At 42.5% G+C, this 18,491-nt stretch carries 19 protein-coding genes; 7 read left to right on the top strand and 12 right to left on the bottom strand.

Annotation, left to right across the window (positions count from 1 at the left end; all coding sequences use genetic code 11):
- Window positions 1–19: 19 nt before the first annotated feature.
- The 7 genes from LYNGBM3L_RS08210 to LYNGBM3L_RS48465 form a co-directional block, all read right to left on the bottom strand.
- Complete coding sequence (locus tag LYNGBM3L_RS08210; protein WP_229414365.1) at window positions 20–1,141, bottom strand: HAD family hydrolase; 1,122 nt, start codon at window positions 1,139–1,141, stop codon at window positions 20–22.
- 342 nt (window positions 1,142–1,483) lie between these two features.
- Window positions 1,484–3,127 (bottom strand): arylsulfatase, encoded by a 1,644-nt coding sequence (locus LYNGBM3L_RS08205; protein WP_131827334.1) that lies wholly within the window; start codon window positions 3,125–3,127, stop codon window positions 1,484–1,486.
- A 681-nt stretch (window positions 3,128–3,808) separates the two neighbouring features.
- Window positions 3,809–4,153, bottom strand: a complete 345-nt coding sequence (locus LYNGBM3L_RS45545) for a hypothetical protein (RefSeq protein WP_131826963.1) — start codon at window positions 4,151–4,153, stop codon at window positions 3,809–3,811.
- Window positions 4,154–4,375: 222 nt separating this feature from the next.
- Entirely contained in the window at window positions 4,376–4,498 is a 123-nt protein-coding gene (locus LYNGBM3L_RS48470; RefSeq protein ID WP_267871997.1) for a hypothetical protein, read from the bottom strand.
- Window positions 4,499–4,769: 271 nt separating this feature from the next.
- Complete coding sequence (locus LYNGBM3L_RS40070) at window positions 4,770–5,111, bottom strand: hypothetical protein (RefSeq protein WP_008181276.1); 342 nt, start codon at window positions 5,109–5,111, stop codon at window positions 4,770–4,772.
- A gap of 522 nt (window positions 5,112–5,633) precedes the next feature.
- Window positions 5,634–6,482 carry a helix-turn-helix domain-containing protein gene (locus LYNGBM3L_RS08190; RefSeq protein ID WP_008181272.1) on the bottom strand — a complete coding sequence of 283 codons (849 nt, stop codon included), beginning with the start codon at window positions 6,480–6,482 and terminating at the stop codon, window positions 5,634–5,636.
- A gap of 39 nt (window positions 6,483–6,521) precedes the next feature.
- Window positions 6,522–6,650 (bottom strand): hypothetical protein, encoded by a 129-nt coding sequence (locus LYNGBM3L_RS48465; protein ID WP_008181270.1) that lies wholly within the window; start codon window positions 6,648–6,650, stop codon window positions 6,522–6,524.
- 175 nt (window positions 6,651–6,825) lie between these two features.
- On the opposite strand from LYNGBM3L_RS48465, the gene LYNGBM3L_RS43040 reads away from it, so the two are divergent.
- The 4 genes from LYNGBM3L_RS43040 (at window position 6,826) to LYNGBM3L_RS08175 (ending at window position 8,928) form a co-directional block, all read left to right on the top strand.
- Window positions 6,826–6,993: a hypothetical protein gene (locus LYNGBM3L_RS43040; protein ID WP_154659710.1), complete on the top strand. Its 168-nt coding sequence runs from the start codon at window positions 6,826–6,828 to the stop codon at window positions 6,991–6,993.
- A gap of 68 nt (window positions 6,994–7,061) precedes the next feature.
- Window positions 7,062–8,075, top strand: a complete 1,014-nt coding sequence (locus LYNGBM3L_RS08185) for a hypothetical protein (protein ID WP_008181268.1) — start codon at window positions 7,062–7,064, stop codon at window positions 8,073–8,075.
- Window positions 8,076–8,106: 31 nt separating this feature from the next.
- Window positions 8,107–8,292, top strand: a complete 186-nt coding sequence (locus LYNGBM3L_RS45540) for a hypothetical protein (RefSeq protein WP_008181266.1) — start codon at window positions 8,107–8,109, stop codon at window positions 8,290–8,292.
- 180 nt (window positions 8,293–8,472) lie between these two features.
- On the top strand, window positions 8,473–8,928 hold the full coding sequence (locus LYNGBM3L_RS08175; RefSeq protein ID WP_008181265.1) for a DUF3531 family protein: 456 nt from the start codon (window positions 8,473–8,475) through the stop codon (window positions 8,926–8,928).
- Between the two features lie 368 nt (window positions 8,929–9,296).
- Here LYNGBM3L_RS08175 and LYNGBM3L_RS08170 read toward each other — a convergent pair whose 3' ends face one another.
- Window positions 9,297–9,635: a P-II family nitrogen regulator gene (locus LYNGBM3L_RS08170; RefSeq protein ID WP_008181264.1), complete on the bottom strand. Its 339-nt coding sequence runs from the start codon at window positions 9,633–9,635 to the stop codon at window positions 9,297–9,299.
- Window positions 9,636–9,683: 48 nt separating this feature from the next.
- Between LYNGBM3L_RS08170 and LYNGBM3L_RS08165 the strand changes: the two genes are divergently transcribed.
- Window positions 9,684–9,923, top strand: coding sequence for a hypothetical protein (locus LYNGBM3L_RS08165; RefSeq protein WP_008181263.1), 240 nt, complete (start codon window positions 9,684–9,686; stop codon window positions 9,921–9,923).
- Window positions 9,924–9,965: 42 nt separating this feature from the next.
- Here the strand turns inward: LYNGBM3L_RS08165 and feoB are convergent, their stop codons facing one another.
- The gene (gene feoB, locus LYNGBM3L_RS08160) at window positions 9,966–11,819 is read right to left on the bottom strand and encodes a ferrous iron transport protein B (protein ID WP_008181262.1); all 1,854 of its coding nucleotides are present in this window, start codon (window positions 11,817–11,819) and stop codon (window positions 9,966–9,968) included.
- Window positions 11,820–12,107: 288 nt separating this feature from the next.
- Window positions 12,108–12,308: a hypothetical protein gene (locus tag LYNGBM3L_RS43035; RefSeq protein WP_008181261.1), complete on the bottom strand. Its 201-nt coding sequence runs from the start codon at window positions 12,306–12,308 to the stop codon at window positions 12,108–12,110.
- Window positions 12,309–12,427: 119 nt separating this feature from the next.
- On the opposite strand from LYNGBM3L_RS43035, the gene LYNGBM3L_RS08155 reads away from it, so the two are divergent.
- Complete coding sequence (locus LYNGBM3L_RS08155) at window positions 12,428–13,570, top strand: IS4 family transposase (RefSeq protein ID WP_044492478.1); 1,143 nt, start codon at window positions 12,428–12,430, stop codon at window positions 13,568–13,570.
- Here LYNGBM3L_RS08155 and LYNGBM3L_RS08150 read toward each other — a convergent pair whose 3' ends face one another.
- Both LYNGBM3L_RS08150 and LYNGBM3L_RS08145 read right to left on the bottom strand, forming a co-directional pair.
- Window positions 13,571–14,452 carry an AAA-like domain-containing protein gene (locus LYNGBM3L_RS08150; protein ID WP_008181256.1) on the bottom strand — a complete coding sequence of 294 codons (882 nt, stop codon included), beginning with the start codon at window positions 14,450–14,452 and terminating at the stop codon, window positions 13,571–13,573.
- A gap of 597 nt (window positions 14,453–15,049) precedes the next feature.
- On the bottom strand, window positions 15,050–15,796 hold the full coding sequence (locus LYNGBM3L_RS08145; RefSeq protein WP_008181254.1) for a PEP-CTERM sorting domain-containing protein: 747 nt from the start codon (window positions 15,794–15,796) through the stop codon (window positions 15,050–15,052).
- 1,199 nt (window positions 15,797–16,995) lie between these two features.
- Between LYNGBM3L_RS08145 and LYNGBM3L_RS08140 the strand changes: the two genes are divergently transcribed.
- The gene (locus LYNGBM3L_RS08140; RefSeq protein WP_008181246.1) at window positions 16,996–18,474 is read left to right on the top strand and encodes an efflux RND transporter periplasmic adaptor subunit; all 1,479 of its coding nucleotides are present in this window, start codon (window positions 16,996–16,998) and stop codon (window positions 18,472–18,474) included.
- Window positions 18,475–18,491 lie beyond the last annotated feature (17 nt).

The following is an 18,491-nucleotide window of genomic DNA, read 5'->3' as shown; positions in this document are numbered from 1 at the left end:
TGTTTAATTCAACAGTAAATTATCGAGTAACCTCCTGAATTATTCTGTCCCAAAAATCCTCTTTACTGATATCTAATTCAGATGCTGTCTGGGCTTGATCGATTTCTTCTCCAGACACTGTTCCGAAATCCTCTTTACTGATATCTAATTCAGATGCTATCTGGGCTTGATCGATTTCTTCTCCAAATACTGTTACAAAATCCTCTTGCATACTGATAACTGTCCAACCACGCTCATTGGCCTCATCAAAAACCGGATCATCGTATGGACAGTCAATGCCAGCTTCTTCAGCATAGGGACATTCACGGGGATCATTATGGTGAAGCAGCATCATTAAAGCTGGACCTTGGTCATCATCAGTGTAGTCAAGCATTTGTAAATCACCACTGGAATTACCAACCGCCATAATTGGTTTTTTGCCAATGTAGCGGTCAATCCCCACTGGTTTACCTGCTTTATCGTTAAAGGGTTGCACCAGTTCTCGCTTCTTGAGCAAGACATAAGTTCCATCCTCTTCTGGGTCAATATACTCGGTTTGGGTGGTACTACCAATGATGTTTTCAGGGGGAATACCGTAGGCATCTTCCGCAAAGGAGCGAATGAAATCCGTTCCACCCCCAGAGCAAATATAGACCTTGAAATCATTACTTCTGAGATAATTGACCAGTTCAACCATGGGCTGGAAGGTCAGCTGGATGTATGGAAAGCCAAGGTATGGATGATTTTGTGTATCCAGAAATTCCCTAGCTTCCTGTTTATAATCTTCCGGTGTCATTTCCGGTAATTCGAGATCTGCTAGGACGACTTCCTTTTCAGTTAAAAAACCAAGTGTTTTAAGATCTGACAATCCATTGCCTAGCCTAGATTTTATAAATTCCCCCTGAATAAGGGGTTTTTCAGTCCACAGGGTTCCATCATTATCAATCGTGACAATGCGTCCCCTCGGAGGAACGTAATTACAACTGTTAGGATTGGTAACCTCTTCCACAAAGTTAACAATCGTGTCTTTAGTCGTACCCTCATTCCAAGACACTAACGGGTCATAGTCCGCAGCAGCAGGGGGACATGCCACAAAGCCTCCTAGGCAAAAGACTGATAACAGAATTGAGAAGAAAACTACAAAGGTTCTTTTTTTCATCATCTAAGAGCTGAATTACTTTGTGCCAACCAAAGACATCTTTAACTGAGAGGTTGTCTGAGAAGTCTCATTTGCTACATCCAAGCCCCCGTTGGTCCCCCAATTTTGGGGGACTTTTAGCAGCAAATTGATTCTTGTTCCCCCCAGAATTGGGGGGCTAGGGGGGCAAAATTCAGTATAAAAAAACTTTTCAGATATCCTCTGAGGTAATGTATCTGGTTGATATAGCACTACGCATTAAGGTGTTTGACATTGATACAAGCAGCAAAAGCTGTTACAGTAAACTGTTTCCTTTTGCCTCTTGCCTAAAGCCCTTGCGCGTAGCGCTATATGCCCTTTTACCCCTTAGTCAAGGGAATAGGTTTCAATCTGATCAACAATGTCGTCAATGATTTCGTTAGGATTGAAACCAAAAGGAGGTTGACTGGGAGGATACTCTTCAAACGTATCCAGGTACTTCTGCACAAGCCCTACCGGTGGCAGCAACAAGTAATTCCGGCGAGACCACCAGTCATTGTAGTTGTTGGAATCGGTATCCCCGCGCTCGTAGGGATCCCGACGCAAGTTAAACAGCTTCGGAACTCGCAGTTGCACAAACGGCTCCCGCCAGACATCAAAATAGTGAGCCCGTTGTTCCGAAAAGACTATTTTCCAATCCCCAATGCGAACCCCTGGCAGTTGACCCTCATCATTGAAGTAGATGAATCCCGGACGCTGTCCCTTTTGGTTCTCGGGATCGGTCAAATAGGCCAACTGATTGAACCCATCGAGATAGGTTCCACAGAGGTTTGTGGGTTCATCTTCCGGACAGGGCTGCTTCAGGGTTTCGTTGATGTCATCCACGCCAACAGCCGCCATCAGGGTTGGCACCCAATCTAAGTGAGAGAAAATCTCATGGGATACGGTTCCAGCGGGGATATGACCAGGCCAGCGCACGAGTGCTGGAACGCGGTAGCCGCCTTCCCAGTTGGTGTTCTTCTCACCCCGGAAGGGACTCAGACCGCCATCAGGCCATTGATTGTAATGGGGGCCGTTGTCTGTGGTATAGATGACAATCGTATTGTCTTCAATGCCCAGCTCCTTCAGCAGGTCGAGCAACTCTCCTACATGGCCATCGTGCTCTAGCATGCCATCACCGTAGAAGCCCTGACCGCTGATTCCCTTGACCTCATCACTAATATGGGTATAGAAATGCATCCGGGTGGAGTTAAACCAGGTCAAGAAGGGCTTCTGGTTTTCCACCGCTGTTTCAATGAACTCCTTCGTCCGGTCTAGGAATTCCCGATCTACGGTCTTCATGCGCTCAATGTTGAGCGACCCGGTATCATAACATTCCTGATAGCCCAACTCGCCAAAGCGTTTTGAATAGTCTGGATCTCCAATGATCGGTTCCTCGTGATATTCACCAGGCGTTGCTTTGCAATCCAGAACTCCGCGAGGTCCAACATTTTTGGCAAACCAGCCATCTGGTCCGCCGGGATAGTCCGAATTCTCCGGCTCTTCTTCTGCATTCAAGTGATAGAGGTTGCCCAAGAATTCGTCAAAGCCATGGACTGTGGGCAGAAACCGGTTGAGATCCCCCAGGTGGTTTTTGCCAAACTGCCCCGATGTGTAACCCAAGGGCTTCAGCATTTCTGCCAAGGTGGGGTCTTCATCCTGGATGCCAAAGGGTGCTCCTGGGAAACCGACTTTCAGCAAGCCAGTCCGCAAACCACTTTGGCCAGTGATAAAAGCTGCCCGACCGGCGGTACAGCTTTGCTCAGCGTAGTAGTCCGTAAACAGCATGCCCTCATTGGCAATGCGATCGATGTTGGGCGTGTCGTAACCGACAATGCCCTTTTCATAAGCACTGACATTAGTCCAACCAATGTCATCTCCCATGATCACCAGGATGTTGGGCTGGCCTTCTGTGTCGGCAAGTGCGATTCCCTGGTTAGTCACTGGGAGGAAACCAACTAGAGTGAAGGTGATCGTTAGTAGGATCGCCATCACCCCATTGAATAATCGCTTCCCCATCTGGGCATTGTCATGACTGCCCTTGGAGCGATTAGCTCTCAAATATTTCATTAAGGCTACCGTTATATCAAACGTTTAAACTTTTGTGTTGCAAGTTTTATGCACCCGTTTGTTAGTATCTCACAGTTTTTGCATCACAAAACTTTTTTTTTGATTGACTGTGATTGAAAATCTCTTGAGCACTGACCAGATTTTATCTGTCTAAATCAGCTGAAATATAGAGTGGGTAAGGACTTGGCTGATCCAGATCTTTTCTGAAATGAGGATTCCACGAATATATATATATTTCTTATTCAGATCTCCATAAATATATAAGAAAAACTAATGCATTAACATGATTATTATTCTTAAATAATTAACTAGAATAATAATCATTAATATCACCAAAATAAACGTTAATTAATGTTAACAAATCGGGGGGGTAGTCTAAGTATGATAGGATAGTATTTTAAGCAGTAATAAATTTTAAAATTTATTAAAAATTTAACCTATTCGATACTTAAACTACTATAATGCGTGGCCTGGAAAACCTCGTTAATTAATGTTAAAAAAACGGCAATTTTATTTTAAGTATGATAAGATAGTATTTTAAGCAGTAAAAAGTATAAAATTTATTAAGAATTGGGTATATCCGGTAATTGTTCTGGTAAGATGCTAATTTTGAAGTAAGCATTCAGGTATCAGCCATTGGCCTATAGCCAAGCTAGGCCAAAACGCTTGCATGTCACTTATGCAGAACATTTGTACTAAATTTGGGTAATAGGTAATAGGTAATAGGTAATAGGTAATAGGTAATAGGTAATAGGTAATAGGTAATAGGGGGAGCATGTCCAGGATGAATATTTGTACATTATCTATAGCCCCCTCATGGGTAATTGCTTCCGCTAATGGGACATAGTACAAATGTTCTGCAACTTTGACCTGCTCCCGCCAAAACAGCGTCGAAGCCTTTACCATGCATATGCTTACAAAAAAGCGATCGCTTTTTTGCGATCGCATCTTATCGACCCAATCAAGGTTTCATGTCTGTATTATCCCAATCATCCCGCACTGATTAAAAAGCGTCCGCTCACAGATACTCAAGGGAGCATGTCAATTTTGTTAATCCCTGTTCAGATCCCCCTAAATCCCCCTTAATAAGGGGGACTTTTAAATCTAATTCCCCCCTTTTTTAAGGGGGGCTAGGGGGGATCTATGTACCTAATTACAAAGGTGACATGCTCACAGATACTCAAAACCACCAACCATTTCCTCTGGCTTATCAATCTCCTGAATCAAAACTAAGGCTTTGAGCATCAGGAAAACAGCAGGAAAACGCAAGCAAAACAGAGGATGCGATCGCAACCGCCACTATCTTCTTCTAAATACAGTTAAAACTTATTCATAAACCCTGATAAAAACAGTAAATCAACTCCCGGCAATAACCAGGGAGAGCATAGTTCCAAAAGCTGGCGTTGCTGAATCTTTGAATTAATAGGAGTAGAGTGGGCATCCTGCCCGCTCCAAAAGATATCGAACAGGCAAGATGCCTATTCCACAGGTGCGACCCAAGGGCGATTTACTCGCCCATTGGAAAGCGCACCTACTCTTAAAATCATTCCATTATTAAGAGTTTTTAGGTGCGCTTGAGCGATCTAATTATTAAATTCGCGCTTAGGCGCGCGCCTCCTAGGGCGAGTAAATCGCCGTTGGGTCGCATCTTTCGGCAAAGCCGACGCGGGGCGCGAACGGGTCGCATCTGTGGAATCGGCATCTTGCTGTGGAACTGGCATCTTGCCAGTTTCATGATTATTGTCGCATCTGAGGAATCGGCATCTTCCTGTGGAATTGGCATCTTGCCAGTTTCATGATTATTGTCGCATCTGAGGAATCGGCATCTTCCTGTGGAATTGGCATCTTGCCAGTTTAAATATATTGTCGCATCTGTGGAATCGGCATCTTCCTGTGGAATTGGCATCTTGCCAGTTTAAATATATTTTCGCGCGGGCAGGATGCGGCATATTGCTGTGGAACTGGCATCTTGCCAGTTTCATGATTATTGTCGCGCGGGCTGCCCACTCTACTCCTATTCAGCGCGAAGATTCAGCAACGCCACTTCCCTTAGAACCATTAGCTCTCAAATATTTCATAACAGCTTCCGTCTGTATCAGAGTTTCAACTTTGGTTTTGCAAGTTTTCTGCACCGGGAGCATGTCACTGATGCAGAACATTTGTACTAAAGCTATAGCTCCCTCATCGGTTTTAGCTTGCTCGGATAGTACATAGTTCATAAGTTGTGCAACTTTGACTGTGCAACTTTGACCTGCTGTCTATTTAATGCTAAACATAAACGGCTCCCCTCAATACTCAAAAATTCCAACTTTACTAACCATAAGAATAAAATAGCCTTTAACGGGACAATAATTAGTTTTATCTATAATTCGTTTTGTTAAGCGTCGTCATATATCGTCTCCAAACCAGGTAGAATACGTTTTCATTATTATTGTCTAACTGCTTTCCTCTGCAACGTTTTTGAAGGCAATTCCCCAAACATGACTCTGTAATCTCTAGCAAAATGGCCTCCATTCCAGAAGCCAAATTGGTTAGCCAGGATTTCTACGCTACAACTGTCTGGATCACTTGCCTTCAGGCACCTGCGCACCGCATTCAGCCGTCGCACCTTGAGATAGCGCATGGGACTCATGCCAAATAACTCCTGAAACCCATAGGACAAAGCTGAACTGCTAGAGCCCAATCGTTTGGCTAGCTCCTTGAGGGTCAGGGGTTTTTCCAAGTGGGCCAGCATTTCAAGCTCCGCTTGGGCTATCAACTTTCTCCGCCGAGAGGGTTTGAGGGTGGGGGTGGAACTGCCTTGAATGGGAATGGCTTGAATCACCAATGGAACGAGATCATTTGCCACCAGCTGTTGAACATGGGGCTGCTTCAACCAGTCAGGTTGATGTTGCGCCAACCAAAATAGTTCCCGCAGATAGTCCTTGATCTCCCCAATCCGATCGGGCAATATACTCACATGATTTTTGGCGAGGAAGCGATCGTCCAAATCATAGCGCTGCAAGTGATTGGCACAAGCTTCAAAGATTCCCACCGGGATGAATATGTCTACCATCATTCCCACTTGAGGAGTCACGAAGCCCGTTTCCCGTTGCCGATCAAAACCATTCAAATCAGTTTGGGGACACAGGGGCTGACCGTGGCCATAAAAATGGCCTCCTTTAGCCTCCCAAACCAACGCAAAAGTTAAATATCCCTGCTGTTTCGGACCTCTTACTTGAACGGATTGATTGGCGCTAATACGTGTGAAATATAAATCACCAATCTGGGTAGCCAAAAACTCACTCTGGAACGAACCACGAGAAAGCTGAATAATTTACATTTGGCTATAGGTCAAGAACTCAGTGAACTGTTCCAGAACCGTAAAACGACCGGAAATAATCTTAGAACTTACTGCTGTAGATTGGTTCAAATCTTGACTAGAATTTGCTGCTTTAAAACTCATGACTGCTTGAGATAAAATACATTATAATTCGTGGCAGTTGTGTGTAAGGAGGTACCTCGGCATTGGAATTTTTGAGAGTAGGGAGTAGGGAGTAGGGAGTAATAAAATTAAATCTACCTCATAAGTATGATCAATTATATCAACTATTTGCTAATATATAATTTTAAATTATCTCATGAAACCAAATGCTGATTTATCATACAGTCGTTTTCCTATTAATGAAGTACACACACGGATTCTTTCCCTGTTCCCTGTTCCCTGTTCCCTATTCCCTCTGCCCTATTCCCTATTCCCTGTTCCCTATTCCCTTTCACCATCAATTATAGTTTCACATCTCAAATGAAAATTCTATAGCTGACAGCTGAAAGCTGACTGCTGAATGCTTACTAACATCCTACCTTAACAATAATTATGAAACCCCAAACTGAGCAAATTGTTACTACCCTTCAAGAATTAACCAAAGATGAATACTTCAGCCTAGTTGGTGACGCTCCTTATATAGTTATTCCTTGGGAAGTGGACGATAAAGGTTCTTTTTCAGTGGAACGCTTTCTAGTCGATAACACCGGTCTTATGCCCTTTACTCCTGAAGAGTTTCTCAGTCAGATTCGCGCAACCCAATCTCAACCTGTGAGCGCCCATTACCAAAATCTGATCGCACTGCTGCAAGCTAATTTCTCAGAGTTAACTATCTATGGCTATCGCCTTCCTACACTACCAGAAGAATTGGAAGAGGGATTTCCCATTCAACAAAGTATCTTTGGCTCCTTAGGAATTCCGATGCTAATTGGTTTATCAACAGCAGGAGAGTGGATTGGATTAGGTATCAAACAAACCTGGCGGTGCAACTCATCACCACAATTTATGATTCCGGATCTAGAATCCGTCCAATACAATACCGCTGCACTGGTTGAGCAAATCCAATGTATCACCAATCAAATTACTCACCAAGCCCAAGCAGAGGAAGAATTGACCTTGGGAGGTTTCGAGGTAGTGATCACCACTAGTCGCAACGAAGTTATGCAAAAATTATTGGATACTACGGGATTTTTAGAGATTAGCGAAATCAATGAATTTATTAGAGTTCGAGATGATTACGGAAATGAGATAGAAGAGTACCAGGAAATAATAGCACAGCTAGAACAAGAACTAGTAAAATTAGAGGAAGAAGGAGAATTATCAACGGAAGAATACCAAGAGGTTCAAGAAGAATTGTCAGAACAAAGAGAAGGATTAGAGGAAATCCAAACAGAATGCAAGTTCGAGATAGATTTGAGAAACCTGTTTGCCACTCAACTGGTAAATTCCAAAACTTACCATCTTAACTTCAATCTGTCTGGGGAATGGTGTACAGTTCACTATGCCTTAGGGGAAACTCACGATCTCGATTGGGTAGTAGTAGCAACAAGTAGTTATACTCTTTGAGGGAATCACAGGAAGAGCAGGAGATGGGGAGATGGGGAGATGGGGAGATGGGGACTTAGATCAGCAACTGGCTCTCCACAACTGCTTAGGTGCCCTTGAGCTGCTCCCTGCTCCCTGCTCCTTGCTCCCTGCTCCCTGCTCCCTGCTCCCTCTCTCACTATTGGTGATTTTTCATAACTATATTTTTCACAACTCGTTTAAAATTGTGATAAGATAGGGTTTGAAAAAAATCAGGATTAATCAAAAAGTTAATATCCGATATTCGGGATTAATGGCGATAAAAAAAACTAAGTGTTAGTTAAAATAATTGCTTTTCACCGATTCCCGATTCCCGATTCCCGATTCCCGATTCCCGATTCCCTGTTCCCGATTCCCTGTTCCCTGTTCCCTAAACGATATGCAAATTATATTTCGTGAGTTTAACCCATTTGATTTGTGGATTTGGATAGAATTTAGCACTGTTCCTTCCTATCGGGAAAAGGAATATGTGGAAGAACTGTTCAATTCCTGGTTTTTATTAGGTAAATTGGGAGGATTTGATGCAGAAAACCTGCCAGTGCAAGAGGTTGGCCTAGAAATCAGCTACATGGAATATGATGATAGAGTAGCGGAAAAGAGTTTAATGGCCTTGATGCATAATCAGGGCGAGTTTGAGTATGAAGGCACTTGGGGGCGCTGCTGGTTTGATTTAGGAACTAGTGATGCGATCGCTCTTGATATTTTAATTAATTCTCTCCGGCAACTTGCCAAAGAATATGTGGAGATTGAAAAATTAATTATAGGTGGTGAAAACGACGATTGGCCAGTACAGGATCGGAGCAAATCAATGTTTTACGAGTCTAATTTAAACTAAGTCCTACTAATCACTTAGCAAATCGTGGGTGGATTGTAAGCATATGCGCTACGCGCACGCGTACGCGAACAGCGTTCAGCTGTCAGCGGTCAGCTTAGAATAAAATTGAAAGTCTGGGGAAAAGCCCTTGGCCTTTGGCTGATAGCTGAATGCTTACATTACCCATCACCACTTAGTAAAAAAAATACCAATTCAATTAGGGTGGGCAAAGTAATCTAATCATTAATACTGATTTGAACCAAACTGTTTTTGCCCACCGGACAAGCTCAAGTAAAAAAAATACCAATTAAAGTAGGGTGGGCAAAGTATTCTAATCTAGAATTATCAAAATAAGCAAACTGTTTTTGCCCACCCTACTTGATTAGGGATTAAACCGCCTCTAGATTCCTTTCCCCAGTCCTAATCCGGACAATTTGCTCAATGGGACTGATGAAAATTTTACCGTCGCCGATTTTACCAGTGTGAGCAGCAGCGAGAATTTTTTCTACTGCCATGTCAACTAAGCCATTTTCAACAACGACTTCTAGCTTGACCTTAGGAAGAAAGTCCACTCTGTACTTTGTACCGCGATACTGTTCAGTTTGACCTTTCTGCCGTCCAAATCCCCGAACTTCAGACACGGTCATGCCAACGATACCAGCATTGACTAAAGCGATTTTAACCTCTTCGAGCTTATAGGCTCGGATAATTGCCTCGATTTTTTGCATTTTCCCAGCCCCTTACTGGGGCTTCCACTCCAATTAACTAACACCAGCATGACATATATACCACGAAAAATAAATTTTTCTGTAAAAAATAATACATTTATGATTGGTCATTGGCTCATTGCGATGTTCTTGACTGTCTTGCTCAGGGAGGATATAGCGCTACGCGCAAGTCAGAAGTTAGAAGTCAGAAGTCAAAAGTCAGCGATTACTTACGTTTCGGAGTTTAGGAATGTCCTAACAGTAGCGCATAGTGCTATAAGTGGGAATCCCCCTCCCGACTCCCATTAACCCAATAATTTGTACCTCACCCAATTGAGAAGTGCTATCTCTTCATTGAAATCCCAGTGCTAAAGCTCCCTGGTAAAATATCAAGCTAGCTACCCAAGCCAACCCTAAGGAAAACACTAAGGAAAATAGGGTAAATTTCCATGATTTTGCCTCATTAAATAGGGTAACAACGGTAGTTAAACAGGGAGTGTAGATTAAGCAAAAGATACAAAAACTATATCCTTGGATAAATGTCACTGTATCAGTTATCTGCTGACTAACAGCAACGGAGTTAAGTCCATAAATTACAGCTAAAGAGCCAATCACAATTTCTTTAGCAATGAAACCAAAAATTAGAGCTAGGGTTAAATGGGGATTAATACCAATGGGATTCATGACCGGACTGAAAAATTGTCCAATTTGCCCGCCAATGGTATCCAATCCTGTCGCTCCTGGCGGTAAATTCGTGATGAACCAAACGGCAACACAGCCAAAGGTAATAAACCCAGATGCTCGTTGCAAAAATTCTTTGACTTCTCCCCACCCTCTAAGTAACACTTGTTTGAGGGTGGGAATTCGGTAAGGGGGTAATTCTATAATAAAAGGTTCCTCGTTTTTAAAGACTCCTTGGAAAAGAGCAGCAGTGACAATGGCGGCTACAAAACTAAGTAGGTATAGGGAAAATAATACTAACGCTCCGTTACCATGGGGAAATACAGCAGCAATGATAAAGACAAATACCTGGAGTCTGGCAGCACACAAAGCAAAAGGAATCACTAGCATAGTTAGCAGTCGCAAGGCTTGCGATCGCATAACTCTAGTTCCCATTAATGCGGGCACATTACAGCCGAATCCCATCATTTGCATCACAAAACTGCGACCATCTAACCCCAACCGTTCCATAAAGATATCCATTAAATAGGCAGAACGGGATAGGTAGCCACTATCTTCTAGAATTGCCATTAAGATAAAGAACAGCACAATTAATGGAACAAAGGAAGCAACGGTAGCTAAACCGTTCCAAATCCCATTAATCAAAAAGTCTTGAATCACTGTGGGTAAGGGTTGGATGACAGGCTCAATTATGGCACCTTGAATCCAGCCAGTCATATCATCCATCAGGTCTTGAGAGGGGAGTCCCACAGTCCAAACCACCCAAAATACCAGGAACATTCCTAAGAAGAACAAGGGTAATCCCAATATCGGATGCAGCAGGAACTTATCAATCCTGGCAGTTAAATTGACTGCCATCTCAGAGGGCATTTCTACCGCACCATTTAGTACTGATTCTATCTCTTTAGTGGAAATAGAGCTATGCTCAGATAAACGAGTTTTTAGATTATCTATTCGATTATCTCTATTAATCGATTCTTCTTGTGCGTTTAATGTTTTAGAAATTTCTAGGTATGCCCTCATATAGCCGTCTCCATACTTGGCACTAATGAGGAACACAGGCATATCCAAATTATCGGATAATTTTTCTGTGTTGATTTTAACTCCATATTGCTTAGCTTCATCAGCCATATTCAGCATCACCACTGCAGGTAAACCTAGGGCTTTTACCTGCAATGCCAAGCGAATTTGACGGTCAATTTGGGAAGCATTGAGAACAATAATAAATAGATCAACAGCAAAATTTTCTAAGAAGGTTTGAACAATTTTCTCATCATCAGAAAATCCGTTCAGGTCATAAATTCCTGGTAAATCTACGAATTCCGTAGGTTCGCCATTGAGTTGGACATTAGCTTGTAGTAGATCTACAGTAATGCCGGGCCAATTGCCAACGTGAGCACTGGTACCTGTGATACGGTTAAAGAAGGTTGATTTGCCCGTGTTGGGCATTCCTAGCAAGGCAACTCGCTTAACCCCTTTCGAGTCTTCAATGACGGCGGTGCTGGTATTATGGCAAGAGGTCATAATGTTACTGGCAGATATTTGTTTAAGCTCTGCAGGCTATCGGGGGGCCTTGAACAGTAACGATTATATAGCAATATAGCGGTTTTTAATTGGGTGAGGTACAGAATTTTGGGATTTTAGGGAACAGGGAACAGCGGATCTGGGAACAGGGAACTCAGAAGAGGGAATAGGGAACTTCGGAATTGGGAAAAAATCCTGTGTATCTCATAAGTATGGAAAACCCTATATTTCCGATTACTATAGCAATACGCCGTCGGGTATTTACAAATAATGGTGAGGCATAAATTACTACAAGCTTTGTAAAACTTGGCTTGCCTGTTGCCTGTTGCCTGTTGCCTGTTGCCTGTTGCCTGTTGCCTGTTGCCAGCCCGTAGCGCTATAACTATTAAAGCGATTCGGCAAAGCCGACGCTACGCGATCGCTAAAGTATCGCTGATACAAATTGCAGCTAACCATCACGTGATTGTCTGACCAATTCACCAGCTCCATACTGTACAACTTCTGGGGGGGCGACGATATGGCTTGAAACGATTGATACGTCAAGAGTGTAACGATCTGTGATAGAAAAAGATAGGTCTCAAATTGTCAATAAGACCTATCTGTTGCAAATGTTACCCTTATTCTATCAAAAGCATCTTAAAATTCAACTAAAGTATCGTAATTTTATTTTATTAAATATTTTAGTGATGCTTGTACAATCAATCAAAAGAGTTAGCATAGAAAAGTTAGCAAATGCTTTACCTCTTGGAATAAAATTTGAAAGTATAAGAAAAAGAATTCAGCGCTTTTTGTCTTTACCAAATCTAAGATTTGAAACTATTTGGTTTCCTATCATAGCTAGTATACTAGAAACATACTTTGAAACAGATGAACTAGTTTATATAGCAATTGACCGTACAAATTGGGGTAAAATAAATCTTTTAGTAACTAGCCTGATTTGGGATAAAAGAGCATTGCCAATATACTTTACTTTGATGCCAAAATTAGGTAGCAGTAATCTTAAAGAACAGAGCAGTCATCTATCAACAATAATTCCCATTTTTAAAGATTATAAAATTTGCCTATTGGGAGATAGAGAATTTTGTTCTGTTAAGCTAGCGAAATGGTTGTCAGAAAAGTCTGTATACTTTTGTTTACGTCTCAAAAAAAATGAGTTTATTGAAGTCAAAAAGAAAATTTGGATTGAGTTATCAAATCTTGGGTTAATACCAGGAACTTCATTCTTTATTAAAGGAGTAAAAATAACTAAAATAAAGGGATTTAGCACTTTTAACGTTGCATGCAAATGGAAGCGTAATATTTCCGGATTTATCCCCAAAGAAGGATGGTTCATTATGACAAATTTAAATTCCTTAGAATTGGCGATTGCTGCTTATAAGAAACGGTTTGGCATTGAAGAAATGTTTAGAGATTTTAAAACAGGAGGCGATAATTTAGAAGACACTAATGTCTATGGTGATCGGTTGATTTCGCTAATTTTATTGATATCAATAGCCTATACTTCTGCTACCATTCAAGGACAGCAAATTAAACTAAAAGGAATTCAAAAATATATCGGCAGAGTAAAAGAAGATGGCCGTTCACAACGACGACACAGTAGTTTTTATATAGGATTATATGCTCAAAATTGGGTCAGTTTTAGCGATGAGTGTATTAATTTAGTACGAGAATTAATGAGACTTAATCGTAATAAATGGAAGTATTATTTACGAGGAATGAGAGCTAAATCGCTTGTCCTGTCTGCTTTATAACTATTTTCGTCGCCCCCCCAGGTACAACTTATAGCAATTCTCATAGCTATGAGAATTGCTATAGTCTTGGAAATAGGTGGTGCAGCTGACTTTACTACCGAGGTCCTGATGCCAATAATCATCCAGCATAGGTTTTAGGTTCAGCTTGCGGGTGACATTGTAGGCTAACCAACGCAAAAATTTATCTAGGTTAGTGAGAATTTCAACATCCACTCGTTGAAGGTTCAAACGCACAGTTTGGTAACCCTGAGTTTCTGCATGAGCCAGAATCCTGACCATCAGGGATGTTTTACCCATCTGTCTGGGTGCTTTAATATGAATAAAGGCTCCTGGTTTAACAATCTCTTCGTAACACCTAAATTCATAGGGGACTCGCTCGACATAAAATCGGGAAGTTAAAGGAACTCTTCCTTCTGGTAACTCCAACTGCTGCGATTGAGGATTGAAGATTTGGGATTTGGGATGGTTAGGAAAAAGAACATTTGAGATCTGTTGCTTAGCTGTAGATTGCACCTTCCCTTTGTAGTAAGGCTCTAGTCCCTGTCTCAATACCCCAATCAGCTCCTGAGTGTCACTCGATACTTGATTAACCTGTCGCCTTTCGAGTACACTGCGAAAGTTGGTTTTACTAACTTTTTCCCCTAGTGCTTCTGAGAACAGTTTCCATAATTTAGGGGCAACGGTCTGCTTGATATAACTTGCTGAATAGCCTAACTCTTGAGCGATTTGGTCATAGGTTTTGCGTTGCCCTTGCCAGGATTTTTGCAAAACTGCTCTTTGGATATCACTGAGAGATTGCCCTGTGTTGGAAAACACTAATTGTTCAGCAAATCCTAATCCTTCCTGAATATCCATCAGGTATTGTAAGTTAAGCACTGCCATTTACTTTGCACCCTACATGATTCTTGGCTGCTAACCTGAGTGTGATATAACCATAGAAAACTGCTAGAGTACCGGGTCAGTAATCAAAATTATGGGTAGAAGCAAACCAAAAGATGATTACCATTTTGCTGAAATCCTAATTGCTTCGTTCTTTGGCTTCGCCTACTTCGTTATCAGAGTGGGAGAGTTTGAGAGGGAAAAGAATACCCCGTCCTCTTAGGTCGGGGATGAATTTTTCCTCTCAAATAGTGTTAATATAAAAAGTAAGGGTCTCAAAAAAACTGGGTATTGACCCTACTCAGCTACCCTCGGTGCGTTCGCGTAGCGTGGCCATAGGCCAGGGAAAGTTACGCCCATGGAGATAACAACCAACTAGGTTGTGCCTGGGAATCCCCATTCCTCTTAGGATGGGGAGGTTCAAATCAAATTCCGTTAGCCTACATCTTTAGTAAGGCTTACGAAAGTTTGCGATCGCGTTTGCAGAAGGTATGGCTTAGGTATAGATTGTGTACAATATATAGCAGCTCTCAATACCCAATTGAGAACTGCTATAGTTTGGTAATTTGTTAAGATTGCTAATTTCTTGAGACGGCCAGCTTAGGCTTGCTGTTTCTTTTTGCCCTTGAGGGTTGCACCAACACCGAATGCACCCACTGTCAGCAGACCTAGCACTGAAACCGGTTCAGGGACAGATGTAGTTTCTAAGTTTGTAGTTTCTACGTTTAATGTAAATTGTCCCACCATGTCCAAGTGACCATTTGGACTTATACTATACTCACTCACACGGTCTTTCTGTTGAACATTTGGTGCTTGATAAATATAGTCAGTAAGTGTGACGGTTGTTAAACCATCGATAAAGGACAGAGTTCCTGAGCCTGGTACAGTACTTCCATCCAGTCCCCGAGTTGAACCACTACTATTGGCTAAAAAGGTTGGATCAGAGTCAGTGGACCGGGCTAATTCTCCAAAGACTGAAATCCCTGGATTGGCAGTCTCTCCATTGAAAAACAAATTCAAACCGTAATGACTTTTATTAGCAAGAGAGCTTCTGCCATCACCATAAATCGTAAATGTATGGATACCTTCTGTTAGTTCAAAGTCGATGTTGCGACTACTTGGGTCATTAATGAATTCACCGTCTTCACCATCGCTGGTAACGAACAAGTCCCAAAAGCGATCAGCACCGGTATCCCAAACAGCTGTACCCGTACTTCCTGATCCATTAGTGTTAAATTCAATCAGTCCAGTTAAGCTTGTTGCTTGTGCGCTGCTAGTCGTTCCTAAGGTGACTAAGGCTAGGCTGGTGGTAGCAACTGTTAATTTGGTGAGTAATTTTTTAGTCATTGTATTTTGATCAGGCTAAGGGGTGATAGATGCTAGTCTAATCGGGTTTTTTTTTGCCACATTGAACTGGATTGCTTATTTTCAGTATGTCAATCCATATCAAAAAATAAAATATCTAAAAGTTCGTATAACTTCTTAAGGTTTTGAATTGGGTCAATCTCGATTAATTACGAACTTTTTAATTAACGAGTTTGCGACTTAATAAAGAAGATTAAAGTGATGGAAGTTTGCGTTCGCGTAGCGTGGCCTACGGCCAATCGCGTTAGCTAAACGTATGATTTATGTGTAGGTTATGTATAATATTTATTGAAGCCAAGCTCAACTAAATGGCACGTTCCAATTGCCCTGAGATTAAGCATGATAGCTTGATAGCTTTAATACCAATAGGACTTACGAAGTTTAGTTGGGTTCGCCCCCCTAACCCCCCAAATATGGGGGGTACTACTGAGAAAGTCCCCCAAGTTTGGGGGATTTAGGGGGCAATGGGTAAGTCCTGACCAAAATCAAGCGATCGCTCTACTCCAACTCGACAAGGGATTCGCTTCATCGTTGCCAGGGTTTGCTGCTGTAGCACCATGCGATTGGCCGTAGGCCACGCTACGCGAACGCATCTTGAGGTGAATCAAACGGACCCCAAGGTTGGAAAATTTAGGTTAGTATCCGAAATAGCCATTCTGTTATCCTATCCACAGGTGCGACCCGTGGCGAATTTAATTCTTAATGCGGAAAGCGCACCTTAAGATTTCCGTAACTGGTTTGCTGATTTTTGTTAATGTACCTCATAGTTATGCAAACCGCCGTAAGTCCGGAAGAGCCAAAAAAATTCCCCTTTCTGTTTAACCATTCCAGTATTCAGCAACGCCGAAAATAAGCGAACCGGGAGTTTTAAGGCATCTTTTGTTGGAAGTTGGGTCTATTGATGGTTTCTTGCTACTAAGCAGCAGTAGGTAAAATAAAATTACGCCTGATCTAAATTAAAAACCCCTCTTGTCCCATAAGGGTTTCGAGACTTGTGAGCCAGCGCGGTGGACGAGTTCCCCGGCATAAAGCGACTGGCGTTGGCGCAGCCTCTCCGGAGGAGATACCCGTAAGGGTTCAAAATCATGGTTTTGGAACTATTGAGGAAATTACAAGGGTTTCAACCCTTAATTGACATTAAAAGTAAATTATGAATACTAAAGGGGTAACTAGACTTGTCCATGAAGACTGTGGCTGATCGCACAAGGGCAAAACAAAAATTTAAGAGTGGAGTTAAATGGATCGGCTGGTCAGGGATGCTGACCATAGCTACTGCTGGTGGCTTGCTACTCTACAACTGGAATCAGAATCGTCCCTCCGAGCCAGTAGAGGTAAGTCTGTTGGCCGTGGAAGAAGATTATCTTGAGGAAGTGATTAACGAGAGCGGGACGATGGAACTAGGTGGTCAACAAACTCTCCAATCTCCAGTAGATGGCACAGTAGAGCAGATACTTGTTGGTGTGGGTAATAGTGTTGCATTAGGTCAGACACTGGTAATTCTGAGGGATCCAGAGCGCCAAACTGCCCTTGCGCAACAGCAGTTAGAGATTCAGAAACAAGAACTGAAGCTAGAGCGCAACCGTCAGAAAACTATTGAAGCCTCCCAAAAGCTGACAGTGGCTCAAAAGGAACTCCAGGCACTTGCCTTCCAAGAGGTAGAGATGCGCAAGCAGGAACTCCAGCTGGCTCGCAACCGTGAAAAAGTTCTAGAACTTACTGCAAAACTCAACGCTGCTCAACGGGAACTCCAAGAAAGTGAGGTTCTCCTGCAAAAGGGCTTTATTCCAGAAAATGAACTTCAGCAACAGAAAGACCAAATCCTAACGATTAAATCTCAATTGCGGGATGCTGAGTTAGCCGTTGACACCACGGTACTGGAACTGCAGAGTCTACAACAGCAGCGCCAAAGTAAACAGCGGGAACTGTCAAACCAAGTTCTGACTGCTGAAGCTCAATTGCAGGATGCTCAGTCACAGGTCAGTACAGATACTCATGAACTGGAACGCCTGAGACTGGAGAGAAAAAAAATTGAGGAGGAAATACAGAAAAACCTTGTCAAGGCAACCCTGAATGGAACAGTGCTGGAAATCAATGTCAAAGTTGGAGAAGTGGTCAAGCTGGGCGATGCTCTGCTGACCCTCGGCAATCCCTCACAAGGAATAGTAAAACTCCAGCTTTCACCCCTTGATGCTGTCCGCGTTCAAGTCAATCAAATTGCCCGCGTTAGAGTGATTGGACCAAACGCCAAAAGTTTCACTGGCAGAGTTCAAAGCGTGTCAAAACTGGCAACTACCTCAAATAATAATGGTGAGAAGGGAAAAAGCTCTGGTCAAGCCACGGTGACTGCAACTATAAAGCTGGATCGACCCAGCAAGACGCTGATTCCTGGTAGCAAATTGGATGTTGAGATTATTGTGGCTGCACGCCAAAATGTAGTAGTTTTGGACACGGACGTGATTCAAAATTCTGGAGCTAATGCCTTCGTGTGGGTACGGGATACTCAAGGCAAGGTTCAAAAACGCAGTGTAACACTGGGGCTAGAGGCCTTAACAAAGGTAGAGGTAACGTCGGGACTACGCCCTGGCGACGTGATAGTTTTGCCCCCCACTGGATCGTCCCTAAACCCAGGAATGCCTGTTATCCCCAAAGCAGAGCAGTAAAGCAAATCGAAGCAATG

This window comes from Moorena producens 3L, from assembly GCF_000211815.1.
GTDB classification, from domain to species: domain Bacteria; phylum Cyanobacteriota; class Cyanobacteriia; order Cyanobacteriales; family Coleofasciculaceae; genus Moorena; species Moorena producens.
Note: the sequence above shows the minus strand (reverse complement) of the source record. Positions and strands in the feature narration are given on the sequence as shown.

Coding starts and splice junctions, on each gene's coding strand:
- LYNGBM3L_RS08210 (WP_229414365.1), bottom strand. CDS start 1,141: ATGATGAAAAAAAGAACCTTTGTAGTTTTCTTCTCAATTCTGTTATCA.
- LYNGBM3L_RS08205 (WP_131827334.1), bottom strand. CDS start 3,127: ATGGCGATCCTACTAACGATCACCTTCACTCTAGTTGGTTTCCTCCCA.
- LYNGBM3L_RS45545 (WP_131826963.1), bottom strand. CDS start 4,153: ATGCGATCGCAAAAAAGCGATCGCTTTTTTGTAAGCATATGCATGGTA.
- LYNGBM3L_RS40070 (WP_008181276.1), bottom strand. CDS start 5,111: ATGCCAATTCCACAGGAAGATGCCGATTCCACAGATGCGACAATATAT.
- LYNGBM3L_RS48465 (WP_008181270.1), bottom strand. CDS start 6,650: ATGAGTTTTAAAGCAGCAAATTCTAGTCAAGATTTGAACCAATCTACA.
- LYNGBM3L_RS43040 (WP_154659710.1), top strand. CDS start 6,826: ATGAAACCAAATGCTGATTTATCATACAGTCGTTTTCCTATTAATGAA.
- LYNGBM3L_RS08185 (WP_008181268.1), top strand. CDS start 7,062: ATGAAACCCCAAACTGAGCAAATTGTTACTACCCTTCAAGAATTAACC.
- LYNGBM3L_RS45540 (WP_008181266.1), top strand. CDS start 8,107: ATGGGGAGATGGGGAGATGGGGACTTAGATCAGCAACTGGCTCTCCAC.
- LYNGBM3L_RS08175 (WP_008181265.1), top strand. CDS start 8,473: ATGCAAATTATATTTCGTGAGTTTAACCCATTTGATTTGTGGATTTGG.
- LYNGBM3L_RS08170 (WP_008181264.1), bottom strand. CDS start 9,635: ATGCAAAAAATCGAGGCAATTATCCGAGCCTATAAGCTCGAAGAGGTT.
- LYNGBM3L_RS08165 (WP_008181263.1), top strand. CDS start 9,684: ATGACATATATACCACGAAAAATAAATTTTTCTGTAAAAAATAATACA.
- feoB (WP_008181262.1), bottom strand. CDS start 11,819: ATGACCTCTTGCCATAATACCAGCACCGCCGTCATTGAAGACTCGAAA.
- LYNGBM3L_RS43035 (WP_008181261.1), bottom strand. CDS start 12,308: ATGGAGCTGGTGAATTGGTCAGACAATCACGTGATGGTTAGCTGCAAT.
- LYNGBM3L_RS08155 (WP_044492478.1), top strand. CDS start 12,428: ATGTTACCCTTATTCTATCAAAAGCATCTTAAAATTCAACTAAAGTAT.
- LYNGBM3L_RS08150 (WP_008181256.1), bottom strand. CDS start 14,452: ATGGCAGTGCTTAACTTACAATACCTGATGGATATTCAGGAAGGATTA.
- LYNGBM3L_RS08145 (WP_008181254.1), bottom strand. CDS start 15,796: ATGACTAAAAAATTACTCACCAAATTAACAGTTGCTACCACCAGCCTA.
- LYNGBM3L_RS08140 (WP_008181246.1), top strand. CDS start 16,996: ATGAAGACTGTGGCTGATCGCACAAGGGCAAAACAAAAATTTAAGAGT.